Consider the following 25,445-nt stretch of genomic DNA (forward strand, 5'->3'; position numbering starts at 1 on the left):
GGGAGCGGATGAATCCGCTCCCACATGCTCTAATTGCTCAGTGAATGATCCAGCTCAGCACCCACAAACCCAGCACCAGCCAGATGATGCCGAGTATGATCGAAGCGCGCATGAACGCGCGGATCGCCGAGTACAGCAGCATCAGGCCGATGATCAGGGCGAGGATGCTGACCAGCGAAGTGTCCATGCCCAGGGTGCGTGACAGGCCCTCGATGAAATTGCTACCGGCGTTGGCCAGCACGTTGAACAACCCGCTCAGGCCGTCGACGATAAAACGGATCACTGCCCCCAGTGCCTGGCCGAGCCACTCGAAAAAACCTTCTACATGCATAGTTGCTTCCTGATGATCAATTCGGCGAATGCGCCGTTGCCAAGCCTTTGGCCGTGCCTTGGCCGGGTCGGTTCCCTGCGTAGCTGTTACGCCAGGAGGACTTGATGCACATCTTAACGCGCCTGCGCGGCGCCATCAGAAAACCGCTGGGCTTGCTGCTCGGTATCCCGTTGCTGCTTGTTGCCTTGCTAGGGCTCGCCGACCGCCTCTGGCCGTTGCCGATGCCGGCGGATGATCTGGCCCGGGTAGTGCTGGCCGAAGACGGCACGCCGCTGTGGCGCTTCGCCGATGCCGAGGGTGTATGGCGCTACCCGGTCAGCGCCGAACAGATTTCGCCCTATTACCTGGAGGCATTGCTGACTTACGAAGACCGCTGGTTCTACCATCACCCCGGGGTCAATCCGCTGGCGCTGGCGCGGGCGGCCTGGCAGAACCTGCGCGGTGGCCGGGTGTTGTCTGGCGGCAGTACGCTGTCGATGCAAGTGGCGCGTCTGCTCGACCCACATTCGCGCACGCTGCCCGGCAAGCTGCGTCAGTTGTGGCGCACGGCACAGCTGGAGTGGCACCTGTCGAAGGCGCAGATCCTTGAAATCTACCTCAACCGCGCGCCGTTCGGCGGCACCTTGCAGGGCGTCGCCGCAGCCAGTTGGGCGTACCTTGGCAAGTCGCCGATGCACCTGACGCCGTCGGAGGCGGCGCTGCTCGCGGTGCTGCCCCAGGCACCAAGCCGTCTGCGCCCGGATCGCCACCCCGAGCGTGCCCAGGCGGCGCGCGACAAGGTCCTGCAACGCCTGGCCGAGTACCAGGTATGGCCGCAGCAGCGGGTTGCCGAGGCAGCAGAAGAGCCTCTGTTGCTGGCACCGCGTCAGGAGCCGGCGCTGGCGCCGCTGCTGGCGCGCCGACTCAATCGTCCGCTCAGCCCGCCGTTGATTCGCACCACCCTCGATGCCTCCTTGCAACGGCGCCTGGAAGACCTGTTGCTGGGCTGGCGTGCGCGGCTGCCGGAGCGTACCTCGGCGGCGATCCTGGTGGTCGAGGCGCAGAACATGGCGGTACGCGCTTACCTGGGTTCGATTGATCTCAATGACGAGCGCCGTTTTGGCCACGTCGACATGATCAGCGCCCTGCGCTCACCCGGCTCGACCCTCAAGCCGTTTCTTTACGGCATGGCCATGGACGATGGCCTGATCCATTCCGAATCCTTGCTGCAGGATGTGCCGCGGCGCTACGGCGATTATCGCCCGGGCAACTTCTCCATGGGTTTCAGCGGGCCGGTGGCGGCCAGTTCCGCCCTGGCATTGTCATTGAATCTGCCGGCGGTGCAACTGCTTGAAGCCTACGGGCCGAAGCGCTTCGCCGCGCAGATGCGCAGTGGTGGCGTGCCGCTGATCCTGCCGCCGTTGGCCGAGCCGAACCTGTCGCTGATTCTCGGCGGCGCCGGTAGCCGCCTGGAGGACCTGGTGGGTGGTTATGCGGCGTTTGCCCGAGATGGCTTGAGCGCGCCGATCCGCTTGCAGCCGGATGAGCCGTTGCTTGAGCGGCGCCTGCTGTCGCCGGGCAGCGCCTGGATCATCCGGCGTATTCTCAGCGGCCAGGCGCGCCCGGATCGCGACCCTCACGCCGAACTGGTGCAGCGTCCGCAGTTGGCCTGGAAGACCGGTACCAGCTATGGCTTTCGTGATGCCTGGTCGATTGGCGTGGGGCCGCGCTACCTGATCGGCATCTGGATCGGCCGCCCGGATGGTACGCCAGTGCCGGGGCAGTTCGGCCTGGCCTCGGCGGCGCCGTTGATGCTGCAGGTGCATGACGTGCTGAGCAACCGCGACAGCCAGCGCGGTATCGCCACTCCCGTGACGGCGGTGCCGGCCAATGTCGGGGTTGCGGCAATCTGCTGGCCGCTGGGGCAACCCATGGCCCGCCAGGACCCGAACTGCCGTCGCCAGCGCTTCGCCTGGACCCTGGACGGCACCACGCCGCCGACCTTGCTGGCCCAGGACCAACCGTTGAGCGTCGGCCTGCGCGAGACCGTCTGGGTCAACACCCAGGGCTTGCGCGTCGATGCCACGTGCCCCGGCGCCCAGGCGCGGGACATCGCCCTATGGCCGTCGCCACTGGAACCCTGGCTGCCACGGGTGGAACGCCGCGAGGCGCGCTTGCCCAAGGTCGATCCGGGTTGCCCGCCGCAGGTGCCGCCCAGCGCGCCGCCGTTGTCGATCGTCGGTGTGCGTCAGGGCGATCAGTTACGCCGTCCGGCCACCAGCAGCGAGCCGTTGCGTTTCAAGGTCTCGGCCCTTGGCGGTAACGGGCGGCACTGGTGGTTTCTCAACGGTGCGCCGCTGGGCGAAACCAGCGGCCAGGAAAACCTTACGGCGAGCTTCGACCAGGCCGGGCGCTTCGAGTTGAGCGCCCTGGATGAAAGTGGCGAAACCGCCCGGGTCGAGTTCCAGGTCAACGAGTGACAACGCGCATTAGACGATGCCGGGGCCAGCACCTACGCTTGGGGTGACGAGGCCGCTGCCCTGGCGGCTGCGTACTGATCGGGATCATGGAGTGTCCGATGCGTCCGTTGGCTGTCGCAATTGTTGGATTGTCCTGGGCGAGCGTGGCCAGCAGCGAACCCCTGCCGCGCTTTCTCGACAGCCACGAAATCGAACGAAACCTGCCCGCCCCCAACCTGCCGGCCGATGCCTATCGGCCGAGCAACCCGGGTGTGCAGGTGCCCATTGCGGTCACCCTGGCCCAGCCATTACTGCGTGATACCCGGATATTCCTGCGCAAGGTGCGCTTCGAGGGCGGCAGCATCTATCCGTTGAGTGACCTGCGCGACAACTATCAAGGCCTGGTCAACCGCGAGGTCAGTCTGGGCGAACTGATCGACGCCACCCAGCGCCTGACCCAGCGCTACCAGCAGGACGGCTACCTGCTGTCCCATGCTTATCTGCCCGAGCAGGACTTCGCCGATGGCCGGGTACGGGTGGTGCTGGTCGAAGGCTACATCGACGATCTTGAGCTGCATGGCAAGGTTGGCCCGGCGGCAGCCTATGTGGAACAACTGGTGGGTTGGCTCAAGGCCGAACGCCCGCTGACCCGTACGACCTTCGAGCGCTATATCGCCCTGATGAGTCGCCTGCCGGGTTTCAGCGTGCAGGCGCGGTTGTCGCCTGCCGATGCCAGCAATGGTGCCAGCCGCCTGATCATCGAGGCCACGCGCCGGCCGTTCAGCGCAACCCTGGTCATCACCGATGGCACCCGCGATGACCCCCAGGCGCTACTCACCGTGAGCAGCAACGCACAGACAGCGCTCGCCGAACAGTTCAGTGTCACCACCCTGGCGCCACGCGGGGAAGATCACGAAAGCTATTTTCGCCTGGATTACGCCCAGTACCTGGACGACCAGGGCAGCCAGCTGCACTTGTCGGCGTCGCGTTACGACAGCAACCCCAGTGCCCAGGTGTTGCTCGGCGATGGCACCCAACTCAAGGCCCATCGCGAGAATGACCGCTTCTCGGCCGGCTTGAGCCAGGTACTGCTCGCCGCGCCCGGCGAGTCGCTCAACGTTGCCGCGCGCTTCTACATGGTCAACGACGATGTGCTGTACCGCGCAGTCGGCGCGCCCATGCGCCTGAGCAACCGCACCGATGTGCGCGCCCTGGGCTTTGAGGGCGAGTGGCGCAAGGCCAATGCAGACCAACTGCGGATCGTCAGTGGTGGCGCCTACCAGGGCCTTGATTATCTGGGGGCGAAAACCAACAGCGATTTCGACCTGGATTTCTTGCGCCTGCGCCTGTCCGGGTTGCAGAGCGACCGCCTGTTCGGCAACTGGCAGGGCGTGGTGTCGGCGGCCTTGTACTGGAGTGGCGACAGCCTGCCTGACAGTGAGCGGGTGGTATTCGGCGGGCAAAGCTTCGCTCGCGGCTATCCCGCCGATCAGGCTCTGGGCGACAAGGGCTGGGGCTTGGCTTATGAGGTCAACTACAGCTTCAACGGCGATGGCCGCTGGCTGAAGCTGCTGCAACCTTATGCCGTGCTGGATACCGCGCGCACCTGGTTCAATGAAGTGGACCTGCGTGATGCGCACCTGTCTTCAGCAGCATTGGGGCTGCGCATCGGTGACGGGCGTTTCTACAACCTTGCGCTGGAGCTGGCCAAGCCGCTCTCGGATGTCGCCCTCGACAGCTTTGACCGCGAGCCGCGGGTCAGCTTGAGTTTCAGTGTGCAGTTATGAACGTGCATCGCCAGGTATATGCAGGTCTATCGTGGGAGCTGGCGTTGCCAGCGATGGGCTGCGCAGCAGACCTGAAAGGTTCACTGCACCAGTTGCATCCGCGGCTTGGGGAACAGGTTGTCCAGGGTTTCCAGCAGGCGGTTGTGGTAGATCGGCTTACGGAACAGGTCCAGCACCTGCAGACGCAGCAAGTCGCTGACGTCGTCCATGTCGGCATGCCCGGAGGTGACGATCACCGGCAGGTGTTGACGCGCGGTGTGCTCGCGCAGACGCCTGATCAGTGAAATGCCGCTTTCCTCGGGCATGCGCAGGTCGGTGATGACCAGGGCCACGTCCGGGTGGCGGGTGAGCTGTTGCAGGGCGAGTTTGACCGAGGTAGCCGTGTGACAGCAAAACCCCTCACCCTCCAGCAATTCGGCAAGCTCCAGCAAGGCGTCCTCTTCGTCATCCACCAGGAGCAATTGTTGACGGGGGGAAGAGGTCGGCATGAGGTAGTCCTATGGCAGCGTGATTGAACAAGAGACCCAAACGGTACAGCAGTGATGCTGGCCTACTCTGAAGGCGTCGTGGCTTGAGCCTTGGTCATCGCCCCCTGAACCTTGGTCATGACCGAAGACACACTACCGGAAATAGGGGTGATGAACGCTGTCAGCACCACTGCCACCATCGCCGCGGCAATCGCATACTCGATGCCCGAGGCACCCTCTTTGCGGTAGAAGAATTCTTTGCAGCTTTTGAGGACACGGGAAAGACGCATGGCATTTCTCCTTGCGCCGCAGGCGCAGGTGGCAGGGGTATTGGATGATTCCCCTTTGCCATCACAGCATTGTCAACGGGTCATACTTCGGCAAATGTAAGAAGGTATTAATACTAAAGTTATAACTCAATGCCGGCGCCAATAAGCTGTTGTTTTATGGTGCTGCCGGTTTTGCGACGGAAAAAAATCTGACGGGTAATGGCATTTTGTCTTAGCTGCGCTACCGTCAAATAGCGAAATAGTTGTTTCCGACTGCAGTGCTGTAGGCCATTTCACATAAAGGGCCGAAAGAACGCTGAGGGGAAGGAGGATCGGCATGAGCAGTCGCATTACCATCATCCTCGCAGGCTTCTTTCTGCTCGGTGCGTTGCTGGCCGGTTACTGGGGCCTGGTCCTGAGCCGCCCACCCAGTGAACCGCTTGCCGCACCTGTCGCTGCACCTGTACCGACGCCCGTTGAGCAAGTGGCAAAAGACGCCGCTGACCAACTGCGCAAGCCGGTGGTGGTGTTGCGTCGTGACGTTGCCGCGTATGTGCCGCTGACGGCAGACGACCTGGTAGTAGAACGCTTGCAGGTGGCTCCGCCCGGCAGTTTCCAGACCCTTGAGCAAGTGCTCGGGCGCAGCAGTTGGCGCGCGTTGAGTGCTGGAACCTGGCTGGAGCAGGGCAGCTTCGAAGCCGGTGGCCCGCTGGCACGGATGATCCACCCCCATGAGCGCGCGCTGGCGGTAGCTGTGGATGAGGTGGTGGGCGTCGCCGGGCAGTTGAGTCCGGGCGACTATGTCGATGTCTTGCTGTATCTGCGCGAAGAGACCCGCAACCCGCAAGCGTCGGCTCAGGTGGTACTGCCGGCATTGCGTCTGCTCAGTGTCGGCGAACAGTTGGGCCTGACCAATGACGGCAAGCCCGCGCAGCCGCCAGTGAATGAAAAGAGCCAGCCGCAGCAACCGCCCAATGCTGCGCGCACGGTAGTGCTTGCCGTTCCCGAGGCACTGGCCAGCCGCTTGCTGCTTGCCGCCCAGGCCGGCAGTTTGCGCCTGGCCGTACGCAGCGCCGAAGAGAAGCGCCTGGCCCGCTATTGGGCGGACCCCAAAGCCAGCAGCAAGGAAGTCGATAGCGCCAATCGCAAACTCTATCGCTTCAGTCAGCTTGCCCAGGTACCCGCTGCCCAGCCGGTGGCCAGCGTCGCACCGTCGCGCGGCATAGAGATCATCCGCGGAAATCAAGCCGGACAGCCCACCCCCTGACCAAGCAAGGATGCCCTTCAATGAGCAGTCGTTCCGAGCGGGTAACCAAGCAGATGCTCTGTGCCTTGCCGTGCACTGCGCCGCAGGTGCCAATGGCGCTGGCAGCGCCCTCGAAAACGGCGACTTCGAACGTCGCAGCGGGTTATCCCCATGAGTGAAAGCCTGAGCCAGACCTTCCTCGCCATCACCCGCAACGATGGCGACTTGCAGTGGCTGCAAGGTGCGCTGGCGCCACTGGGGCAGGTGGTGGGCGCCGGCAGCGGCAGCCTTGACGAGCTGCTGGCGCTGGTCGATGTCACCTTTGCCGGTTTGGTGTTCGTGGGGCTGGATCGTGAGCAGGTGGTCAATCAGTGCGCACTGATCGAGGGGGTGCTGGAAGCCAAGCCGATGCTGGCAATCGTTGCCTTGGGCGATGGCATGGACAACCAGTTGGTGCTCAATGCCATGCGTGCCGGGGCGCGGGACTTTGTCGCCTATGGCTCGCGCTCCAGTGAAGTCGCAGGGTTGGTGCGGCGCTTGAGCAAACGCCTGCCGCCAGTAGCCAGCAACCCCAGCCTTGGGGGGCTGACGGTACTCTATGGCGCCCAGTGCACCGCTGATGGCGCCTTGCTGACCACCCATATGGCGCGGGTGGTGCAAACCAGCGGCCAGCAAACGTTGCTGCTGGACCTTGGCGTGCCTCGTGGTGACAGCCTGGCGTTGCTCGGCCTGGAAGCCTCGTTTCATTTCGGCGATGCCCTGCGCCACCTGCGCCGGCTCGACAATACCCTGATCGACAGCGCCTTCACGCGTGAAAGCTCGGGCCTGCGCCTGCTGGCCTACGCCGAGACCGACGAACCGCTGGAACGCACCAGCGCGGCGGAGCTGTACATGCTGCTCAGCGCCTTGCGCCAGCATTTCCAGCACATCGTCGTGAACCTGACCGGGCAGGTTGACAGCGAAGCCCTGCGCACCTTCGTCAGCCATTGCGACAAGCTGATCTGGTACACCGACCAGAATGTCCTCGATTGCCGGCGCAACCTGGAGGTGCTGACCCAATGGCGCGAGAAGGGCATGAAGCTCGAACACGCCAGCCTGCTGGTCGACCGCTACCTGCGCGGCGTCGCACCGGACTCCGAAGCCCTGGGCAAGCGCTATGGCTTGCCGGTTCTGCGGGTTTTGCCCTACAGCCCAGAGGTGCGCCTGAATGCCAAGAACCAGGGCCTGACCTTGTTCGAACTGGCACCGCGCGAGCAGCTCACCCAACATTTGAAAGCGCTCGGTGAACGGCTGGCGCGCCGCTCCGAGAGCAACCCTGCGGTCAGCGCCAACTGGCTCAATCGGTTATGGGGGCATAAATGAGCGGTGACGAACTGTTCGGCGGCCCGCGGCACAACCTGGGGGCCGACCCGCAAGGGCTCAAGTGCGCCTTGCATCGTTACATCATCGATGCCATCGAGGACAGCGGGCGCAACCTGCTCGAAGGCTCGCGCCCGGCCCTGGCGCAATTCGTGGTGGAGCAGGTCGGCGACTATATCGCCCGACTGCACCTGGCCCTGTCGCGCTACGAGATGGAACGCCTGGCCGAGGAAATCGTCGACGAACTGACCGGCTTCGGTCCGCTTGAAGTGCTGTTGCGCGATGCCAGCGTCACCGAAATCCTGGTCAACGGCCCGCACCGGGTGTTCATCGAGCGGGCTGGCCTGCTGCAGCAGACGGATCTGCGCTTTATCGATGCCCACCATGTCGAGCGGGTCATGCAACGGATTCTCGCGCCCTTGGGCAGGCGCCTGGATGAATCGTCACCCATGGTCGATGCGCGCATGCCCGACGGCAGCCGGGTCAATGCGATCATTCCGCCGGTGGCGCTGGACGGCCCGTGCCTGTCGATCCGCAAGTTTCGCAAGGACATGCTCAAGAGCGCCGACCTGCTGGCCACCCGGACCATCGACCAGGGCATTCTCGACTTCATCCAGTTGGCGGTGGCACGGCGCTGCAACATCCTGGTCAGTGGCGGCACCGGCACCGGCAAGACCACCATGCTGAATATCCTCAGCCAGTTGATTACGCCCCGCGAGCGCCTGGTGACCATCGAAGACGTGGCCGAGCTGCAACTCGATCACCCTCACGTGGTGCGCCTGGAAACCCGTCCGCCGAATGCCGAGGGGCATGGCGAGATCAAGGCCAGCGAGTTGATCCGCAACGCCTTGAGGATGCGCCCCGACCGCATTCTGCTCGGCGAGATCCGTGGCGTCGAAGTGCTCGATGTGCTCACCGCGATGAACACCGGTCACGACGGCTCAATGAGTACCGTACATGCCAACACCGCCCAGGACGCCTTGCTGCGTCTGGAAACCCTGGTCGGCCTGACCGGCCGCCAGGTGGCCGAGAAAACCCTGCGGCAGATGATCTGTGCGGCACTGGATGTGGTCATTCAATTGACCCGCCTGGCCGATGGCCGCCGCTGTGTCAGCGAGGTGTTGGAGGTAGTCGGGGTGCGCGATGATGTGTACGTCACCAATACCCTGTTCCGTCTCGATCGGCACAACGGCGAGGGTTTCTTGCGGGAGGCACCGAACCCTGCCGGCGACAAGCTGCGCCGCGACTATTCGGAACTGCAGCCGTGATTGCTGCGGTACTTGGCTTGATCTGCCTGGCCTTGCTGGGGGTATCGGTGCGCTTGTTCTACAGCGGCATGCGCAAGTCGGGTGAGGAGCGGATCCTGCAGCGTCTTGGCCAGGTTCAGGTGACCTCGGCGCTGACGCCCAGTAGCCGTGACTGGCTGGACCGCCTGTTGCAGCGCGCCGGTATCGAGCGGCGCAATGACCGGCTGCTGATATGGCTGGTGATCGGCCTGCTGACAGCGCTGCTGTGTGGCCGGATCCTGGGGTGGGCAGCAGGCGTCGGGCTGGTGCTGCTTGCACCGTTGCTGATCTGGTTGTTCCTGGGCTGGCGCTATCGCCGACGGCTGCAGCGGATGATCGAACAGTTGCCGGTGTTGCTCGATCACAGTGTGCGCAGCCTCAAGGCCGGGCGAACCTTGAACGATGCCGTGCTGGGCGCCATCGATGCGTCGCGTGACCCTTTGCATGGCGCTCTACAGCGGGTGCGGCGCAATGTGCAGATGGGCGTCAGCCTGGACGATGCCATGAGCGACCTGGCCGAACTGTATGAGCAGGATGAGCTGCGCCTGTTCGCGTTGGGCCTGCGTATCAATCATCGCTACGGCGGCAACGCCAGCGAGCTGCTGGAGAACCTGATCAAGCTGATTCGCGAGCGCGAGCAGGGTAGCCGTCAACTGCGCGCCATGACCGGTGAAACCCGCATGACCGCGACTGTCCTGGGCCTGTTGCCGGTGGGGATGGCCGGCTATTTCCTGATCAGCAACCCCAACTATTTGCTGGCTATGTGGCAGGACGGCAACGGTCAGTTCCTGCTGCTCGGCGCCTTTATCCTGCAAGTGCTGGGCTGCCTGGTGTTGTGGCGCATGTTACGGAGTATCTGAAATGGCCTGGTTGCTCTGTGCCCTGATGTTCTTCGCCGCATTTGTCTTGCTGGCAGGCCAGTTGCTGCACCAGCGTCGTCGTCAGCGCCTGGTTGCTCGGCGTCTGCAGGGCCAGCTTGGCAGTGAGAACCGCTTGGGCAACTGGCTGCAACAGATCGGCAGCAGCCGGCTGGGCCAGCGTTCGCTGAATCTGGATAGCGAGACCCGTCTGCTGCTTGACCGCATGGGCTGGCGGCGGAGTCGGCAACGGGCGCTGTTTGCCGCTTGCCAGGTTGGCGTGCCGTTCCTGGCCCTGGGGTTGGGCATAGCGCTGCAGGAGACCCTGTACCGCGATACCCAGGTACCGTGGCTGGTAGTGCCGTTTTGCGCCATGGGTGCGGGCTATCTGTTGCCCAAACGCCTGCTGGCGTGGGCCGCTGTGCGTCGCCAGCAACAGATCGCCGGCGAAGTTTCGACCTTCATACCCTTGCTGAGGATTCTCTTCGAGTCGGGCCTGGCGGTGGAGCAAACCTTGCGTGTGCTGAGTCAGGAGTCGCGACAACTGTTGCCAGTGTTGAGTGAGGAGTTGCGGGCGATTCTGCTGCGGGTCGACTCCGGTATGGCCTTGGCTGCGGAGCTTGAGAAAACCGCGCAGTTGCTCAGCGTCGACGAGTTCAGCGACACCTGCGTGATTCTCCAGCAATTGCTGAGCCAGGGCGGTGGCGCAATGAAGTCGCTGTTGGCGCTCAAGCAACTGCTCGATGACCGTCGGCTGACACGCATGCAGGAACGGATTTCGAAGATGTCTGGGAAGATGTCGATGGTGATGATGGTGTTTCTGTTTCCGGCCTTGCTGATCGTATTGGCCGGCCCCGGCCTTAGCGCCCTGGGCAGGGCATTGGGCTCATGAGCGGGAACAAGGCACGAAGGCAGCGACGACAATCTCCAGGCGCAGGTCAACCTGGTGAGCCGCCTGCACCTGACACCGGCGCTGCACTCAGTGCGCCGTGACACGTTGATGAAGGGGCGAGGAGCTGGGAGACAGCGCCAGCGCCAGTTGGGTGCGGTTGTGCATGTGGGTCAGGCGCAGAACCTGGGACACGTAGAGCTTGACGGTGTTTTCGGTGATGCCCAGTTCGCAGGCGATCTGGTAGTTGGTCTTGCCCTTGCTGACCAGCCGCGCCACATCCAGCTGGCGCGGTGACAGCTTGTTGAACAGGGTCGGCAGGTTGTCGGGTTCCACTTCGGGGTCGACGTCGGTGGCGCGGCGGTGGGCGCCGAGCCCGCGGGCCTTGTCCAGGTCCTGGTAGAGGTCGTCGATCGAGTCGGCCAAAAACTGCAGCTTCTGGTTCAGGTCACCCAGGTGCTGGTAGCTTCTGCGTCGTTCCAGCACGGCAGCCTCCTGGCGTTGCACGCCTTCGAGCAGTTCGCTGAGGTCGACCGGCTTCTGGTAGTAATCGGCAAAGCCTTCGCGCAGCGCCTTGATCACGTCCTGCTTGTTGGCGCGGCCGGTGAGCATGATCGCTTCGAACAGCCGCTGCGGCCCGGCAATGGCCTTGAGCGCACGCATCAGTTCCAGGCCATCGTAGTCGGGCATGTGCAGATCACACAGCACCAGCGCGATCTCCTGATCGACACTGAACTGTTCGATAGCCTGGGTACTGGAGTGGCAGGGCACGCAATGGTAGCCACTGCTCTGGAGAAATTCGCACAACTCTTCGACGATCAGTGGCAGGTCGTCCACCACCAGCACCTTTAATTCACTGACTGATTTGTTCACAAGCAACTCCCTGCTGTTCGCCTTTGTGTTCCCTCGACCAGGCTGAGCCTGGATCCATCCGGCACACATTAGAAAGTAGTCGCACTTTTGGGCTATGTACAAGGTGGGTACATCCATTTGCACGTAGCATTCGACTAATGGATCCAGACCGCAGCCAGTAAAAAGCCGACCAGCAGGAACGGCGCGAAAGGCTGTTTTTTTGACGACTCTTCGTTCAGTTGCTTCAGGCGGTTCTTAACCTTCTGACTTAACAGGGACCACAGCCAGCGACGGCCCAGCAGCCAGGCAACGACGGCTACACCGGCACCGATAAACGTACCCAGCAGGTGCATGCGATCGGTGGCCAGGGCCAGGGCACCGAGCAATTTCACGTCGCCGGCGCCCAGGCGGCCGAGCATGTAGCCGGGGAGGGTCAGGAGCATGACGATGGCCAGCGCCCAGCCACCTTCGCTGGCGTCGGCGCCAATCCAGGTGTGCCCGGTCACGAACAGATAGGCCAGGGCGCAGGTGGCGGCGCCGAGGGTCAGGGTATTGGCGATCTGGCGTTCGCGCAGATCTTGTTCAGAGCACAAGGCAAGCCACAGCAGCAGAACAATGCTTTGCATTGGCGAAAGGTCATCCCTTTGTGGTGAATGATTCTATGCTGTCTTTCAGGTGTCTCTGTCAGGGTAGACGCGATCATGCAAGCAAGCCTGTGCAAGCGGCAAAAAGGCGCGGCAGCCCTCGAGTTTGTCGCGGTATTCGTGACCTTCTTCGCGGTCTTCTACGGGGTGCTCAGCTACGGACTGCCCATGCTGATGCTGCAGTCGTTCAACCAGGCCAGCAGCGAAGCGGTGCGCCGCTGCGTGGCGCTGGACCCCGCCAGTGCAACCTACAGCGCTGACATCAATGCTCTGGCCAAACGTGTGCTCGGTGAACAGCTGGCATGGATGCCGACGTCGTTGGACTTCCAGGTCAACAGCGATGCCAGTGTCACGCTCACCCCCGGCAAGCTGCTGACAGTGAAGATCGACTACGCCAAAGCCAAGCTGACCTCGGTGTTGCCGGTGCTGGACCTGCCGGGTATCGGTGAAGTCCCGCGCTTGCCCGCCAGCCTCAAGGCCGAAGCGAGCCTGCAACTGTGAGTGGCGGCCCGGGCTTGTTCGAGCGCTGGCGTGGGCGCGCGGCGCCGGCCGAGGAGCCATTGCCGCAAGCGCCCGAGGTACCAGCGGTAGGCCTGCAACTGTGGCTGGATGCATCGGCCAGGGTATTGCGCCTGGCCGGCCCGCTGCGTTCGGTGCTGGCGCTGCCGACCCAGCCCAGCGCGCGCCTGCACGACTATGTGCAGCCCTACAGCTTGCTGGTGCTTGAAGGTGAGCCGATCGACTGGCAAGGCCAGTCGCTGGAACTGGACTTCAAGGCGGCCGGTGGTCACACCCTGCACACCCGTGGCTGGTTGCTGGCCCAGCGTGGCGGCTGGCTGCTGCAACTGTTCGATATCGGCGACCTGCTGCAGCATCGTCAGCAAGCGCTGGCTGCCGAGCGCCAGCAGCACCTGACGGCGCATCTGGCTTGCGCACTGCGTGCCTGCAGCATCGAACGCCTGCAAGCGGTGGCTGAAGAACAGCTCAACTGGCTGGTGCGGCACTGGCGGGCCCTGGGGGCGAGCGTGCTGGTGCAAACCGATCAGGGCTGGCAGACCTATGCCTGCAGCGGCGATGCACGGCACTGGCCGCGAGATGAACAGATGGCGCCGGTGCTGGATCGCCAGCTGCCCGCCAGCATGATCAGCAGCACCACCGAGCCTGCGTTGCAGGCCTTGTTGCCGGGGCTGTCCACCTACCTGTTGGCTTTTGCGCAAGGCCAGGTCAATCAGGCCTGGCTGGTCTGCGTCGAGCCGCAAGAAGTGCTGCAGGCCCAGGATGCCCTGCTGGTTGCTGCGGCCTTTGTCGAACCGCTGCTCGGTCGCCTGGCTGCCCATCAGTTGCAAGTGCAGAGCGAACGCCTGGACAGCCTGCAACTGCAACTGGGGGCCGGCTGGTGGCAATGGCACCTGGCCGATCCCCAGCTGCACCTGGACCCGGCGCTGGCCGAGAGCCTGGGCGTGCCTGCGGCGCTGACGGTCAATCAATGGCTCAGCCGCGTGCATCCTGCAGACCGGGAAGCGACGCAACTGGCCTTTGGCGACCTGCAGCGCGAGGGCTGCGCTTTGCAGTTGAGCCTGCGCCTGCTGGACCACGATACCCAGGCGCAGCCGCGCTGGTATCGCTTGTGCGGCCAGGTGCACGGCAGTGGCAGCAACCGCCGGGTACAAGGCTTCATGCTCGACATCAGCGATATCAAGGCCCAGCAGGCGCAGGCCAGCGCAGCCCAGGCGCGCCTGGAAAACCTGATCGCCAGTTCACCGGCGGTGATTTATATCCAGCGCTACGCCGAAGGCGCGTTGCTGACCGAATTCTGCAGTGCCAGCCTGGCGCCGATGCTCGGCTGGCAGCCCCTGGCCGGCGAGCCCCTGCAACCGGCGCAGTGGCTGCACCCCGAGGACCAGCCGCTGTGGCTGGAACGTACCCGCACGCTGCTGCGCCAAGGCCAGAGCCGCAGCCGCTATCGCCTGCGTGATCATCATGGGGGCTATCACTGGGTACTCGATGAAGCGCGCCTGCTGCGCGATGACCTGGGCCTGCCGGTGGAGGTGGTGGGCATCTGGCTGGACGTCAGCGAGGCGACCGAGGCTGCGGAAAAAGTGCGCCAGAGCGAGGAGCGTTATCGGGTGCTGGTCGAGGATTCGCCAGCGATGATCTGCCGCTACCGGCCGGACCTTAACCTGGTGTTCGGCAACCAGCCGCTGGCCGATTACCTGGAGTGTTCAGCCGCGCAACTGGCCGGCTTGAACCTCGGCCAGTGGATGTCCGCAGCGCAGCGCCAGGCCTTTGTCGAGCGCCTGGCGGGGTTGACCCCGGAGCAGCCGGTCAGCAGCGCTGAAATCTGCCTGCAATTGCCCGGGCGTGAGCATGCCTGGTGGGTGTGGTCTGACCGCGGCTTGTTCGACGAGCACGGCCAACTGCAGGAAGTCCAGGCGGTGGGCCGCGACAACACGCAAGTCAGGCGCAGCCAACAGCAACTGCTGCAAAGCGCGAAAATGGCCACCCTCGGTGAAATGGCCACCGGCCTTGCCCATGAGATCAACCAGCCGCTCAACGTCATGCGCATGGCCGTGGTCAACGCGCTCAAGCGTCTGGAAAACGGTGATGTCCAGGTCGACTACCTGCAAGACAAGCTCAAGCGTATCGATGCCCAGGTGCTGCGTGCCTCGAAGGTGGTCGATCACATGCGCGTGTTCGGTCGGCGTTCGGAGGTCGAGCAGCAACTGTTCGCGCCCTGGCAGGCGGTGGAGGGGGCCTTGTCGCTGCTGGCTGACGGCTTGCGCGGCAAGGGTGTGGAGCTGCGCGTGCAGCCCGCTGAGCACGACGTGCAGGTCAGTGGTCATCAGGATCAGTTGGAGCAGGTGCTGATCAACCTGCTGGTCAACGCCCGCGATGCCCTGCTGGCCCGGCGGGAGCAGCAACGCGACCTGCAGCCGTGGATTGCCCTGGGGCTTGAGTGCGATGCGCGGCAGGTGCGGCTATGGGTCGAGGATAACGGCGGCGGCATCGAACCGCGTTTGCTCGAACGCATTTTCGAGCCGTTCTTCACCACCAAGCCGGTGGGGGTCGGCACTGGCCTCGGGCTGTCGGTGAGCTACGGCATCATTGACACCATGGGCGGCTGCCTGAGTGTCGAGAACGGTGAGCTGGGCGCGCGGTTCTGCATCGAGCTGCCACGGGCTCAGATCATCAGTTGAGCGCGACCACTGTGGCAGCTGAGGTTGGCACCAATCACCACCTGATTCAGGTCGATGCCCAGCAGCATCAGCAGGTTGTTGATGATTGGATCGAGCAGCGCCCCCAGCAAACCGCCGATCAAGCCTGAAACCGTATTGAGCAACAGGCTGACCAGCGCGACCTTCGGGGTCAGCTCCACGCTCTGCAGGGTATTGCGGACACTGGCCACGATGTTTGTCGAGCTGAGCAGGTGGTTGGCCGAGTCCTGTTCAAGCTCAGGTGGTTTGAGGTAGGTGAAGGTTTCGCTCTGGCTGAAGACCGGTGAGTTTGTGCCCAGCCCGATATTGATGCCCAGCACCCTCAGTAGCACCAGTGGGGCGGCATCGACCGGCTTGACCGCTGAGAAAAAGTTGTTGCTGTCGATCGTGCCGATCAGCACTTTTACCGCCGCGGCTTCGTTGTGCACGGTCAGGCTTTTGCTGGCGGCCGAGGCGCAGTTGTAGCCGGTGACATGGCTGCTGGCACTGGCAACCTCCAGGCCCAGGTCGAGGCTGGGGTTGGGTAGCACCTGGATGATCCCCAGGTTGATCCCGCCGAGCAGCGGGCCCAGGTCGACCTTGATCAGGATGCGTGTCTGGGCGGTGCGGACATAGATCTGCTCGGGGTCTTTAGGGTTTGCCGTGGCTTTGGCCGGATTGCCCAGGGCGGAAAATTGCGGCGGTTCGATGATCTTGACCCTAGTCGAGATATTGGCCTGGCCCAGCAGGTTGACCGGCAGGCTGACTTCGGCACCATGGGCGCTGTTGGCCAGTTGCACCATGCCCTGGACCAGTTGCAGGGCTTGCAGTTTGGCGTCCAGCCCGGCACTTGAGCCGCCATTGTGGATGTCCAGTAAATCGCCGAGGACGATCCCCCCGGCATTCTGGGCCTGGACACTGAGCTGGGTCAGGCCGCTGACATCCACCAGCGGGTTGTTCTGTGCAGCCACCGTGGCCATGACCGCCAGCGCCTCACCGACATTAACGGTCTTGCCCAGCAGTTCGGTGTAGTTGCCCGCGCTGACCTGGGCCTTGATCGCCAGGGCATCGAGGTAGTTGAGCAGGTTGACGTCAGCCTGCAACAAGCCCTGCCATTGGGCCAGGCTCAAGTTGACCTGGCTGCCAAGCAACGTGCCCATCAGTGCGTTGAGCTGCGCCGAGCGTGATGAGTCGATGTTCAACAAGGTGCTGCGGATGTTCAGGCGGGCCAGCGGCGGACCGGGCTGGGCCGCGGTTGCCTGGGCGCTGAGGCGGGTGCTGGGGTCAAAGGTGGCGGAGGCCACCAGCGAGCGGATACCGGCGGCAATACTGGTCTGCAGGGTAATGCCGGCCGTCACCCGGACTGCATCGGCCTTGCTTGCATCGGCAGTGAAAACCCGCAAGCTGGCGGCGCCGGTCTGCAGGCTGCCGCACTCCACCTGCAGGCTGCGATCGGGCCCTGGGGCATGGTCATTGCGGGTCGCCGCCTGGGTCGCCAGGGCCTGCGCGCTCGGGCCAGTGGCCAGGCACGTGCCCTTGCCATTGACAGCCTCCAGCGCCGCCATGTCGGCAACCCGCTGCAGTTTGCGCTGTTCCAGAAACAACCTGCCGGTGTCGACCACCATGAGCACGAACAATAGGGCCATGCCCAGGGTCAGGGCTGCGATCAAACCGATAGCGCCACGTTGTCGTGCTGGAAAGCGAGAAGCCACGAGCACTCCTTTGCCGGCCGATGGCCGCGCGGGGCAGCAGTGCAAGGGAGTGTAGCCAAGATAATGGCCAGTCGCCTTTATGGCGACTGGCCCGTGAGACTCAGCGGGGCGGGTAGTTGCCCATCAGTTTGGCGACGGTGTTGTGGATCGCCGTATTGCGTTCTTCCGGGCTTGGCGGGTAGTTGTTCATGATCTGCTCGGCACTGCCGCGCCACACCAGCTTGCCGTCGCGGGCGTCGAACATGTCCACCTGGATGGTTGCCACCTTGTAGTCGACACTGCGGGTTTCGTTGTACATCGGCCCGCCCCAGTAGCCACCCCAGTAGCCCCCCCAACCGCCGCCATAGTGGGTGGTGATCTGTTGCTGGCGATTCTCGACGATCAGGTAGGCCTGGACCTTGAGGTCGCCACGGCTATTGCCCTGGGCCGGGCGCAGGCCGCGCTGGTCAAGCTGGCCGGCCACCGCCTGGCGGATGCGCTGTTCGGTGAGGTCGCTCTTGATCCGCGGATCATCCGGGCGATATTGCAACCCCGGCTCCTGCCAGACCCAGCTACGGTAGGCGGCAAAATCGCGGCTGGCATCGAAGTCCTGGGTGACGTTGCCGCTTTGGCAGGCACCGAGCAACAGCATTAACGAAAGTAAAGCGAGACGGCGCAACATGGTGGTTCTCCGATTGCCTTTAACTGGGAGGATAGCTGGCCAGCGCCTTTTGCACTGACTCTCGCAGGGCATCGGCGCGCTTGCCCTGGGAGTCCTGGCTGGCGGTTTCGGCGCTGGCGCTCCACACCGGCTGGCCGTCGCGCGCGTCATACAGGTCAACGCGCACCACCATTACCTCGACTTCGTAGGTACGCACCAGCGGCACGCTGGTGTAGACCCCGTAACCATTGTGATAGCGCCCGTAACTGCCATAGCCGCCATAGGGATAGCGGTCATAGGCGGAATAATCTTCGCGAACCTGACGCAGGCGCCGTTCCAGGCGCAGGTCGGCGCTGACCAGCAGGTCGCCTTCCTGGCCATTGCGGGCCGGACGCAGGCCGCGCTGGTCGAGGGCATTGCTGACGGCATCGGCCAGCTGGGCGGGATCGGCATAGGTGCTGCCAGCCGGCAGCTGGCCATTGCGCCAGGCCCAACTGCGGTAGCGGGCGTAGTCGCGGGGAGCTGCGGGGTAGGCGCTGGCATCGAAGGTCGTGGCTGCCTGTGCTGGGGCCGGTGGCAGCGGGCGGGAGCTGGCGACATAAGGGTTGCTGCCCTGGCAGGCGGCCAGGGCCAGGCCCAGCAGGGCCAGGGTCAAACGGTACGGCATGTCACCCTCCCGGCGGGCGCGGTTCAGCGCGGTCGACAGATCCAGTGCAGGTAGCGGCCCAACCCGGCGAAGGCCGGATGACGACGATGCGCCAGTTCCATTTCCAGCAGCTCGGACAGTTCGGCCTTGGCCTGGAAATCGCGGGGCATGTAGTCGTGGAAAACCCGCACACCACTTTCACTTTCGACCTGCCACAAGTCTTCAAGTTGCGCCTTGAGCGTACGCGGATCAAGTGGTTTTTGCGGGGTCAGGCTCTGCTTCTCGCCGGCCAGTTCATTGCTGCGCAACTTACGAAAATGACCCTTGAGCAGGTTGCGGTACACCAGTGCGTCGCGGTTGTAGAACGCCAATGACAGCATGCCGTCAGCGCGGGTCAACTGATGCAGCACCGGCAGGATGGTCTCGGGTTCGGCCAGCCATTCCAGCACCGCATGGCATAGCACCAGGTCATAGGGTTCGGTCAGCTGGCCGAGCAGGTCCTGCCAGGGCGCCTGGATGAAGGTGGCCTGCTGGCCGGCGTCGGCAAAGCGCTCGCGGGCGCCGTCGAGCATCGGCGCGGCGGGTTCGGCCAGGGTGACCTGATGCCCGCGCTGGGCCAGCCACAGGGCCATATGTCCCAGGCCGGCACCGATATCCAGGACGCGCAGGGGGCGCTCGGGCAGGGCTTCGGCGAGGTCGGCCTGAAGCACCGCCAGGCGTATCGCGCCCTTGGCGCCACCGTAGATTTTCTCGGCAAAACGGGTAGCCAGTTCATCGAAATGACGGTCGTTCATTTGGCAAAACGCCTTTCGCTGTCGGCCAGCTTGCTGTTGACCACCTGTTCCATGTCCAGGCCCAGTTCGCTGCACAGCAGCAACAGGTAAAGGACGATGTCGCCGACTTCCTGGCCGGCGTGTGCCAGCTGCTCGGGCGGCAATTGGCGCGACTGGTCTTCAGTCAGCCACTGGAAGATTTCCACCAGTTCGGCCATCTCGACACTGGCAGCCATGGCCAGGTTTTTCGGGCTGTGAAAGCCGCGCCAGTCGTTGTTGTCGCGAATACGGTGCAGGCGTTGGGTCAGTTCTTGCAAGTTCATCGGCGCTCTCCTCAAGCGGCATAGCTTCAGGCGGGCGCCGTTGCAACGCAAGAGGGCGCTGTCAGCGCAATGACCGCCAGGCCCCGCGCATGTGCACCAGCTCGCCATGGCCGTCGAGTTGCAACTGGCCTTCGGCCGCCGCCGGGCTGGTGTTGAGGATCACTTCGCTGGGCAGGCGCACCGGTTTGAGAAAACCCACTTCGAGTTCATAGCCGCTGACCGGCAAGTGGCCGCGCAAGGCTGCCAGGGCCATGGCCTTGCTCCACATGCCGTGGGCGATGGCGGTGGGAAAACCGAACAGCCTGGCGCTGGCGGCGCTCAGGTGAATCGGGTTGTAGTCGCCGCAGACCTTGGCGTAACGCCGGCCGATATCGCTGTCGGCGTACCAGCGGGTCAGTTCGCTCAGGGCCAGGGCTTCGGGCGCATCGGCAACTGCCGGCTCGCCGCCCAGCTTCAGGCCACGGCAGAGCATGCGGCTGGTTTGCGACCAGAGCAGGCCGAGGCCGTCTTCGGCTTCGGTGATCAGCTCGAAGGTGGCGCCTTTTTCGTGCGGCTGCAGGTTATCCACCGACACGCTGAAACGCAGGCGACTGATACCGCCCAGCGGTCGCAGCACACGAATGCTGTTGTGCAGGTGCACCAGCCCCAGCAGCGGGAAGGGGAAGTCCGCGGCGGTCAGCAACTGCATCTGCAAGGCGAAGGCCATGACGTGGGGAAAGGTAGGCGGCAGGCGCCCGTCGTCGCTGAAGTGACAGAGTTTGCGGTAGGCCTCCAACTGTTGCGGGTCGACGCCAAGGTGGCAGCGCAAGCCGCTGGCCGGCAGGCTGTCGCCGCTGATCTTGCGTTTGCGTGCAGCGCGCAGGTATAGCCCGGAGAGCGCCGCGGTGCTGCTCAGCTCAATCCATTGACGGGTCATTTCAGGCCCCCATCACGGCTTGGCCGCAAACCCGCAACACCTGGCCATTGACTGCGCCACTGCCCGGTTGCGCCAGCCAGGCCACCGCTTCGGCGACATCCTGGGGCACGCCGCCCTGGCCCAGCGAGCTCATGCGCCGCCCGGCCTCGCGCAGGGCGAAGGGGATGGCCGCGGTCATGCGGGTTTCGATAAAACCGGGGGCCACGGCGTTGATGCTGGCGCCGCGCGCGGCCAGCTTCGCTGCCCAGGCCTGGGCCAGGCCGATCAGCCCGGCTTTGCTGGCAGCATAGTTGGCTTGGCCACGGTTGCCGGCGATGCCGCTGATCGAGGCCAGCAGCACGATGCGCGCGTTGTCGTGCAGGGCGCCGCTGTCGAACAACGCCTGGGTCAGCAGTTGCGGGGCCTTGAGGTTGACCGCCAGCACCGAGTCCCAGAATTCCGGGGTCATGTTGGCCAGGGTCTTGTCGCGGGTGATGCCCGCGTTGTGCACGACGATGTCGATACCGTCCGGCAAGGCTTCGAGCAACTGCGCCGGGGCATCCGCCGCGCAGATGTCCAGGGCCAGGCTGCGCCCGCCCAAACGTGCGGCGAGGGCTTCGAGGTCGGCCTTGGCGGGCGGCACGTCGAGCAGGATCACCTCGGCGCCATCGCGGGCCAGGGTTTCGGCAATCGCCGCACCAATGCCACGGGCAGCGCCAGTGACCAGTGCCTTGCGCCCGGCCAGTGGCCGGCTCCAGTCCTGCACCACGGCGCCGCAGGCTTCCAGGCGCAATACCTGGCCGGAGATAAACGCGCTTTTCGGTGAAAGGAAGAAACGCAACGCACCTTCGAGCTGGTCTTCGGCCGCTGGGTTGACATACAGCAGTTGCAGGGTGCCGCCCGCGCGCAGCTCCTTGGCCAGCGAGCGGCTGAAACCTTCGAGGGCGCGCTGGGCAACGCGCGCCAGCGGCTCGTCGAGCTGTTCCGGGGTGCGGCCGAGTATGACGACATGGGCGCTGGGCGCCAGGCTGCGCAGCAACGGCTGGAAGAATTCGCGCAATTGCTTGAGCTGGTCGATATCGCCCAGCTCGCTGGCATCGAACACCACTGCCTTGAGCTTGGGCCCCAGCCCGGCCACCCACTCGCTGGCTTCGAGTTCGGGGCTGGCAAAGCTGTACAACTCGTCGGTCAGGCGCTTGGCGAAGGCTTCGACAGTCTTTGCCAACGGCCCGCCGCCAAGCAACAGGGCGCCTTCGATCGGCCGCAGGCGGCCGGCTTCCCAGCGCTCCAGGCGGGCCGGGCTGGGCAGGCCGACAGCTCCTACCAGGCGGTGGCCGAGTTTGGAGTTGGCGAAGTCGATATAGCGGTCGCTCATGTGCGGTTCTCCCTGAAATAGCTTCAAAGTGTGGACCATGATTGGCCATTGGTCGTTCGAATGTGCAAAAAACACCTACGCTGTAGCGGACCATTGGGGAAAAAGAGGACAGCACGCATGCGCTCACTGCGCCGGGTCGCAATCATAGGCGGCAATCGAATTCCTTTCGCCCGTTCCAACGGCCCTTATGCCACCGCCAGCAACCAGGCGATGCTCACCGCCGCGCTTGAAGGCCTGATCGAACGCTACAGCCTGCATGGCCTGTGCCTTGGGGAAGTGGCGGCGGGGGCGGTGCTCAAGCATTCGCGCGACATGAGCCTGGCCCGCGAAAGCGTGCTCAGCTCGCGGCTGTCAGCGCAAACGCCGGCCTACGACCTGCAGCAGGCCTGCGGCACGGGCCTGGAAACCGCCCTGCTGGTGGCCAACAAGATCGCCCTGGGGCAAATCGACTGCGGCATTGCCGGTGGCGTTGATACCACGTCGGATGCACCGATCGCGGTGAGCGAAGGCTTGCGGCGCATCTTGCTGCAGGCCAACCGTGGCAAGAGCACCGCCGACAAGCTCAAGGCTTTCCTCAAGCTGCGTCCCGGCCACCTTAAACCCGAGCTGCCGCGCAACGGCGAGCCGCGCACCGGCTTGTCGATGGGCGAGCATTGCGAGCAGATGGCCAAGACCTGGCAGATCGACCGCCAGGAACAGGACGCGCTGGCCCTGCGCAGTCACCAGAACATGGCTGGCGCCTTTGTCGAGGGTTGGCATGACGACCTGCTCACGCCCTTCCTGGGCCTGACCCGCGACAACAACCTGCGCCCCGACCTGACCCTGGAAAAACTCGCCAGCCTCAAGCCGGTATTCGACCGCAGCGGCCAGGGCACCCTGACCGCCGGCAACTCCACGCCATTGACCGATGGCGCCTCGGTGGTGCTGCTGGGCAGTGAAGACTGGGCTCGCGAACGCGGTTTACCGGTGCTGGCCTACCTGGTCGATGGTGAAACCGCTGCGGTGGATTTCGTCAAAGGCCAGGAAGGGCTGTTGATGGCCCCGGCTTACGCGGTGCCGCGCTTGTTGGCGCGCAATGGCCTGACCCTGCAGGATTTTGACTACTACGAAATCCATGAGGCCTTCGCCGCACAAGTGCTGTGCACCCTCAAGGCCTGGGAAGACCCCGAGTACTGCACGAGCCGCCTGGGCCTGGATGCGCCACTGGGTTCGATCGACCGCAGCAAGCTCAACGTCAAGGGCAGCTCGTTGGCCGCCGGGCATCCCTTCGCGGCCACCGGCGGGCGCATTCTGGCGAACATGGCCAAGTTGCTGGCCAGTGCCGGCAAGGGCCGTGGCCTGATCTCGATCTGCGCTGCTGGCGGTCAGGGCGTGACGGCGATCATCGAGCGTTGACCCGTGCCGGCTGACTCACCACCGGGGCCGGGCGACTGGCGTTCCACCTCGGCCTACATCGGCGCGTTCAAGGGCCTGTTCGGCGTCACCCCGGGCGAACTGCGCCTGTAGTCGTCAGGTACGAAAGCGCCGTACCAGCGCATCCAGTTCGTTGGACAAACCGGCCAGGCTCTGCGAGTCCTGGCGCGCCGAGTTGGCCAGCTCCGCCACCAACTGCGCATCGCCGTGGATCTGGCTGATATGGCGGTTGATGTCTTCGGCCACCTGGTGCTGTTCTTCAGCGGCAGTGGCGATCTGGGTGTTCATGTCGCGGATGATGTCCACCGACTCGCGGATCTGCCCGAAGCTGCTGCGCGCCAGGCTAATGCGGCTGACTGACTGCTGCGATACTTCGAGGCTGGCGTGCATCTGCTGGGCCACTTCACTGGTGCGCTTGGCCAGGTTGCCGAGCAGGTTGTCGATCTCGGCGGTGGAGTCGGCGGTGCGCTTGGCCAGCGCCCGCACCTCGTCAGCAACCACGGCAAAGCCACGGCCTTGCTCACCGGCGCGGGCGGCCTCGATGGCGGCGTTGAGGGCCAGCAGGTTGGTCTGCTCGGCAATCGAGCGGATGGTGCCGAGGATCGATTGAATGGCGTTGCTGTCGCGTTCGAGATGCTGCATCGACTGCGCTGATTGCTCGATCTCCTGGCTCAGGCGATCGACGCTCTGCACCGCCGCATCGATCTGCTGTTGGCCTTCGCGGGCCTGTTGCTGGCCACTGTCGGCCGAATCGGCGGCTTGGCTGCAGGAGCGTGCGACTTCGTTGGCGGTGGCAACCATTTCGTGGAAGGCGGTTGACACCATGTCCACCGCTTCACGCTGGCGCCCGGCGGCTTCGGCCATGTCGTGGGACACCTGGGTCGAGCTGCTGGAGGTGGCGAGGATCTTGTTCGCCGCCTGGCCGATGCTCTGGATCAGGTTGCGGATCGCGGCCAGGAACTGGTTGAACCAGTTGGCCAGTTGCGCGGTTTCGTCGCGGCCGCGCACGTCCAGGCTGCGGGTCAGGTCGCCTTCACCTTGGGCGATACCTTCCAGGCCGCTGGTGACGCTGTGGATCGGGCGCACGATGAGCTTGGCGAAAGTGGCCCCGACCAGGGCAAACACCGCCGCCAGCACGATGGCGATGGCGGCCACCAGCCAGGTCAGCTGGGTCGCGGTGTGCATCACTTCGTCATGGCGGATCAGGCCGATGAAGTTCCAGCCCAGTTGCTCCGAGGGCCAGACGTTGGCCATGTAGCGCTCGCCATCGAGCTCGACTTCGACCAGGCCCTTGCCGGCCTTGGCCAGTTCTGCATACCCGGCACCGAGACTGCCCAGCGGCTTGAAGTTGTGCGCCGGAGCGCGCGGGTCGACCAGCACGTTGCCATTGTCTTCGAGCAGCATCAGGTAGCCGCTTTCGCCAAGCTTGATCTGCTTGACGATCTCGGTCAGCTGCTTGAGCGAGACGTCGATACTGACCACGCCGCCGGGGTTGCCGAGCTGGTTGGGCACTGCCCGCACGGTGCTGACCAGCACCGCATCGTCACCGGCCCAGTAGTAGGCGTCGGTGCGCAGGGTTTTGCCCGGGGAGGCCATGGCCGCCTGGTACCAGGGGCGCTGGCGTGGGTCGTAGTTGGCCATTTTCGCGTCGCCCGGCCACATGGCGTAACCGCCGTCGCTCAGTCCGTAGGACAAATATGAGTAGGCGGGATGGCTGGCGGCGAGGCTGGCGAAGAAATCGTGGAGTTTCTTGTCAGGTTCACCCAAGGCGATCTGTGCGGCATCTGCGCTCATGTACTTTTTCAGCTCGTTGCCGGTGGCGCTGACCAGTGGCTGGGCAGCCAGGTAGTCGACGTTCTGGCTGATGCCTTCGAAGAACAGTTGCATGGCGTTGGCCACCTGGCGGATCTCGCGGCTGCTGCCGTCGACGAAGCCTTCGCGGGCTTCACTGCGCAGGTTGAGGACCACCAGGGTAGCGACCAGGATCACTGGCAAGCCGGCGATCACGGCAAAAGCCCAGGTCAGTTTTTGTTTTATGTTCATCCGCGC

Annotated in this window: 24 protein-coding genes and 1 pseudogene; 11 read left to right on the forward strand and 14 right to left on the reverse strand. The window is 64.2% G+C overall.

Annotation, left to right across the window (positions count from 1 at the left end):
- Window positions 1-37: 37 nt before the first annotated feature.
- Entirely contained in the window at window positions 38-331 is a 294-nt protein-coding gene (locus KHO53_RS13510; RefSeq protein ID WP_213570395.1) for a hypothetical protein, read from the reverse strand.
- A gap of 104 nt (window positions 332-435) precedes the next feature.
- Here KHO53_RS13510 and pbpC point away from each other — a divergent pair, with 104 nt between their 5' ends.
- Window positions 436-2,790 carry a peptidoglycan glycosyltransferase PbpC gene (gene pbpC, locus KHO53_RS13515; RefSeq protein ID WP_010221710.1) on the forward strand — a complete coding sequence of 785 codons (2,355 nt, stop codon included), beginning with the start codon at window positions 436-438 and terminating at the stop codon, window positions 2,788-2,790.
- A gap of 98 nt (window positions 2,791-2,888) precedes the next feature.
- Window positions 2,889-4,556, forward strand: a complete 1,668-nt coding sequence (locus tag KHO53_RS13520) for a ShlB/FhaC/HecB family hemolysin secretion/activation protein (RefSeq protein ID WP_213570396.1) — start codon at window positions 2,889-2,891, stop codon at window positions 4,554-4,556.
- A gap of 80 nt (window positions 4,557-4,636) precedes the next feature.
- Here KHO53_RS13520 and KHO53_RS13525 read toward each other — a convergent pair whose 3' ends face one another.
- Window positions 4,637-5,044 (reverse strand): response regulator, encoded by a 408-nt coding sequence (locus KHO53_RS13525; RefSeq protein WP_010221712.1) that lies wholly within the window; start codon window positions 5,042-5,044, stop codon window positions 4,637-4,639.
- Window positions 5,045-5,106: 62 nt separating this feature from the next.
- Window positions 5,107-5,313: a Flp family type IVb pilin gene (locus KHO53_RS13530; protein ID WP_010221713.1), complete on the reverse strand. Its 207-nt coding sequence runs from the start codon at window positions 5,311-5,313 to the stop codon at window positions 5,107-5,109.
- Between the two features lie 316 nt (window positions 5,314-5,629).
- Between KHO53_RS13530 and cpaB the strand changes: the two genes are divergently transcribed.
- The 6 genes from cpaB to KHO53_RS13560 are packed head-to-tail and all read left to right on the forward strand — an operon-like array spanning window position 5,630 to window position 10,932.
- Window positions 5,630-6,559 (forward strand): Flp pilus assembly protein CpaB, encoded by a 930-nt coding sequence (gene cpaB, locus KHO53_RS13535; protein ID WP_010221714.1) that lies wholly within the window; start codon window positions 5,630-5,632, stop codon window positions 6,557-6,559.
- Window positions 6,560-6,579: 20 nt separating this feature from the next.
- Entirely contained in the window at window positions 6,580-6,717 is a 138-nt protein-coding gene (locus tag KHO53_RS13540; protein WP_213570397.1) for a hypothetical protein, read from the forward strand.
- Entirely contained in the window at window positions 6,710-7,900 is a 1,191-nt protein-coding gene (locus tag KHO53_RS13545) for a CpaE/TadZ family protein (RefSeq protein ID WP_010221715.1), read from the forward strand. The genes KHO53_RS13540 and KHO53_RS13545 overlap by 8 nt, the downstream gene beginning before the upstream one ends.
- Window positions 7,897-9,165 (forward strand): TadA family conjugal transfer-associated ATPase, encoded by a 1,269-nt coding sequence (locus KHO53_RS13550; RefSeq protein WP_213570398.1) that lies wholly within the window; start codon window positions 7,897-7,899, stop codon window positions 9,163-9,165. The genes KHO53_RS13545 and KHO53_RS13550 overlap by 4 nt, the downstream gene beginning before the upstream one ends.
- A complete protein-coding gene (locus KHO53_RS13555) occupies window positions 9,162-10,043 on the forward strand; it encodes a type II secretion system F family protein (RefSeq protein WP_010221717.1) in 882 nt (293 codons plus the stop codon). Before KHO53_RS13550 ends, KHO53_RS13555 begins: the two co-directional genes overlap by 4 nt.
- 1 nt (window position 10,044) lies before the next feature.
- Window positions 10,045-10,932: a type II secretion system F family protein gene (locus KHO53_RS13560; RefSeq protein WP_159388070.1), complete on the forward strand. Its 888-nt coding sequence runs from the start codon at window positions 10,045-10,047 to the stop codon at window positions 10,930-10,932.
- 87 nt (window positions 10,933-11,019) lie between these two features.
- Here KHO53_RS13560 and KHO53_RS13565 read toward each other — a convergent pair whose 3' ends face one another.
- Both KHO53_RS13565 and KHO53_RS13570 read right to left on the reverse strand, forming a co-directional pair.
- A complete protein-coding gene (locus KHO53_RS13565) occupies window positions 11,020-11,802 on the reverse strand; it encodes a response regulator (RefSeq protein ID WP_010221720.1) in 783 nt (260 codons plus the stop codon).
- Window positions 11,803-11,936: 134 nt separating this feature from the next.
- Window positions 11,937-12,407 carry an A24 family peptidase gene (locus tag KHO53_RS13570; protein WP_213570399.1) on the reverse strand — a complete coding sequence of 157 codons (471 nt, stop codon included), beginning with the start codon at window positions 12,405-12,407 and terminating at the stop codon, window positions 11,937-11,939.
- A gap of 75 nt (window positions 12,408-12,482) precedes the next feature.
- Between KHO53_RS13570 and KHO53_RS13575 the strand changes: the two genes are divergently transcribed.
- Both KHO53_RS13575 and KHO53_RS13580 read left to right on the forward strand, forming a co-directional pair.
- Window positions 12,483-12,926 carry a TadE/TadG family type IV pilus assembly protein gene (locus KHO53_RS13575; protein WP_213570400.1) on the forward strand — a complete coding sequence of 148 codons (444 nt, stop codon included), beginning with the start codon at window positions 12,483-12,485 and terminating at the stop codon, window positions 12,924-12,926.
- On the forward strand, window positions 12,923-15,622 hold the full coding sequence (locus KHO53_RS13580) for a PAS domain-containing sensor histidine kinase (RefSeq protein ID WP_213570401.1): 2,700 nt from the start codon (window positions 12,923-12,925) through the stop codon (window positions 15,620-15,622). Before KHO53_RS13575 ends, KHO53_RS13580 begins: the two co-directional genes overlap by 4 nt.
- Here the strand turns inward: KHO53_RS13580 and KHO53_RS13585 are convergent.
- The 7 genes from KHO53_RS13585 to KHO53_RS13615 form a co-directional block, all read right to left on the reverse strand.
- Window positions 15,607-17,331: a pilus assembly protein TadG-related protein gene (locus tag KHO53_RS13585; protein ID WP_213570402.1), complete on the reverse strand. Its 1,725-nt coding sequence runs from the start codon at window positions 17,329-17,331 to the stop codon at window positions 15,607-15,609. The genes KHO53_RS13580 and KHO53_RS13585 overlap by 16 nt on opposite strands.
- A 100-nt stretch (window positions 17,332-17,431) precedes the next feature.
- Window positions 17,432-17,992 carry a DUF4136 domain-containing protein gene (locus tag KHO53_RS13590; RefSeq protein WP_026001226.1) on the reverse strand — a complete coding sequence of 187 codons (561 nt, stop codon included), beginning with the start codon at window positions 17,990-17,992 and terminating at the stop codon, window positions 17,432-17,434.
- A gap of 19 nt (window positions 17,993-18,011) precedes the next feature.
- Window positions 18,012-18,638 (reverse strand): DUF4136 domain-containing protein, encoded by a 627-nt coding sequence (locus KHO53_RS13595; RefSeq protein WP_036995569.1) that lies wholly within the window; start codon window positions 18,636-18,638, stop codon window positions 18,012-18,014.
- A gap of 23 nt (window positions 18,639-18,661) precedes the next feature.
- Complete coding sequence (locus KHO53_RS13600; protein ID WP_010221729.1) at window positions 18,662-19,411, reverse strand: methyltransferase; 750 nt, start codon at window positions 19,409-19,411, stop codon at window positions 18,662-18,664.
- Complete coding sequence (locus KHO53_RS13605) at window positions 19,408-19,713, reverse strand: MazG-like family protein (RefSeq protein WP_010221731.1); 306 nt, start codon at window positions 19,711-19,713, stop codon at window positions 19,408-19,410. The genes KHO53_RS13600 and KHO53_RS13605 overlap by 4 nt, the downstream gene beginning before the upstream one ends.
- 61 nt (window positions 19,714-19,774) lie before the next feature.
- Window positions 19,775-20,629 carry a MaoC family dehydratase gene (locus KHO53_RS13610; protein WP_010221732.1) on the reverse strand — a complete coding sequence of 285 codons (855 nt, stop codon included), beginning with the start codon at window positions 20,627-20,629 and terminating at the stop codon, window positions 19,775-19,777.
- A 1-nt stretch (window position 20,630) separates the two neighbouring features.
- Window positions 20,631-21,983 (reverse strand): 3-oxoacyl-ACP reductase, encoded by a 1,353-nt coding sequence (locus KHO53_RS13615; RefSeq protein ID WP_213570403.1) that lies wholly within the window; start codon window positions 21,981-21,983, stop codon window positions 20,631-20,633.
- 117 nt (window positions 21,984-22,100) lie between these two features.
- Here KHO53_RS13615 and KHO53_RS13620 point away from each other — a divergent pair, with 117 nt between their 5' ends.
- Window positions 22,101-23,378, forward strand: a complete 1,278-nt coding sequence (locus KHO53_RS13620) for an acetyl-CoA C-acetyltransferase (RefSeq protein WP_010221734.1) — start codon at window positions 22,101-22,103, stop codon at window positions 23,376-23,378.
- Window positions 23,379-23,492: 114 nt separating this feature from the next.
- Here the strand turns inward: KHO53_RS13620 and KHO53_RS25980 are convergent, their stop codons facing one another.
- Together KHO53_RS25980 and KHO53_RS25985 are read right to left on the reverse strand one after the other, a co-directional pair.
- Window positions 23,493-24,260: a methyl-accepting chemotaxis protein gene (locus KHO53_RS25980; protein ID WP_502937694.1), complete on the reverse strand. Its 768-nt coding sequence runs from the start codon at window positions 24,258-24,260 to the stop codon at window positions 23,493-23,495.
- 90 nt (window positions 24,261-24,350) lie between these two features.
- Window positions 24,351-25,439: pseudogene (locus KHO53_RS25985) on the reverse strand (cache domain-containing protein); the annotation flags it as partial.
- Between the last annotated feature and the right edge of the window lie 6 nt (window positions 25,440-25,445).

Origin of the sequence: Pseudomonas sp. RC2C2 (genome assembly GCF_018390435.1) — a bacterium.
In the GTDB taxonomy this organism is placed as follows: domain Bacteria; phylum Pseudomonadota; class Gammaproteobacteria; order Pseudomonadales; family Pseudomonadaceae; genus Aquipseudomonas; species Aquipseudomonas donghuensis.

Bases quoted from the DNA above. Each gene is read 5' to 3' on its own strand.
- KHO53_RS13510 (WP_213570395.1), bottom strand. From the start codon at position 331: ATGCATGTAGAAGGTTTTTTCGAGTGGCTCGGCCAGGCACTGGGGGCA.
- pbpC (WP_010221710.1), top strand. From the start codon at position 436: ATGCACATCTTAACGCGCCTGCGCGGCGCCATCAGAAAACCGCTGGGC.
- KHO53_RS13520 (WP_213570396.1), top strand. From the start codon at position 2,889: ATGCGTCCGTTGGCTGTCGCAATTGTTGGATTGTCCTGGGCGAGCGTG.
- KHO53_RS13525 (WP_010221712.1), bottom strand. From the start codon at position 5,044: ATGCCGACCTCTTCCCCCCGTCAACAATTGCTCCTGGTGGATGACGAA.
- KHO53_RS13530 (WP_010221713.1), bottom strand. From the start codon at position 5,313: ATGCGTCTTTCCCGTGTCCTCAAAAGCTGCAAAGAATTCTTCTACCGC.
- cpaB (WP_010221714.1), top strand. From the start codon at position 5,630: ATGAGCAGTCGCATTACCATCATCCTCGCAGGCTTCTTTCTGCTCGGT.
- KHO53_RS13540 (WP_213570397.1), top strand. From the start codon at position 6,580: ATGAGCAGTCGTTCCGAGCGGGTAACCAAGCAGATGCTCTGTGCCTTG.
- KHO53_RS13545 (WP_010221715.1), top strand. From the start codon at position 6,710: ATGAGTGAAAGCCTGAGCCAGACCTTCCTCGCCATCACCCGCAACGAT.
- KHO53_RS13550 (WP_213570398.1), top strand. From the start codon at position 7,897: ATGAGCGGTGACGAACTGTTCGGCGGCCCGCGGCACAACCTGGGGGCC.
- KHO53_RS13560 (WP_159388070.1), top strand. From the start codon at position 10,045: ATGGCCTGGTTGCTCTGTGCCCTGATGTTCTTCGCCGCATTTGTCTTG.
- KHO53_RS13570 (WP_213570399.1), bottom strand. From the start codon at position 12,407: ATGCAAAGCATTGTTCTGCTGCTGTGGCTTGCCTTGTGCTCTGAACAA.
- KHO53_RS13575 (WP_213570400.1), top strand. From the start codon at position 12,483: ATGCAAGCAAGCCTGTGCAAGCGGCAAAAAGGCGCGGCAGCCCTCGAG.
- KHO53_RS13590 (WP_026001226.1), bottom strand. From the start codon at position 17,992: ATGTTGCGCCGTCTCGCTTTACTTTCGTTAATGCTGTTGCTCGGTGCC.
- KHO53_RS13595 (WP_036995569.1), bottom strand. From the start codon at position 18,638: ATGCCGTACCGTTTGACCCTGGCCCTGCTGGGCCTGGCCCTGGCCGCC.
- KHO53_RS13600 (WP_010221729.1), bottom strand. From the start codon at position 19,411: ATGAACGACCGTCATTTCGATGAACTGGCTACCCGTTTTGCCGAGAAA.
- KHO53_RS13605 (WP_010221731.1), bottom strand. From the start codon at position 19,713: ATGAACTTGCAAGAACTGACCCAACGCCTGCACCGTATTCGCGACAAC.
- KHO53_RS13610 (WP_010221732.1), bottom strand. From the start codon at position 20,629: ATGACCCGTCAATGGATTGAGCTGAGCAGCACCGCGGCGCTCTCCGGG.
- KHO53_RS13615 (WP_213570403.1), bottom strand. From the start codon at position 21,983: ATGAGCGACCGCTATATCGACTTCGCCAACTCCAAACTCGGCCACCGC.
- KHO53_RS13620 (WP_010221734.1), top strand. From the start codon at position 22,101: ATGCGCTCACTGCGCCGGGTCGCAATCATAGGCGGCAATCGAATTCCT.
- KHO53_RS25980 (WP_502937694.1), bottom strand. From the start codon at position 24,260: ATGGCCGAAGCCGCCGGGCGCCAGCGTGAAGCGGTGGACATGGTGTCA.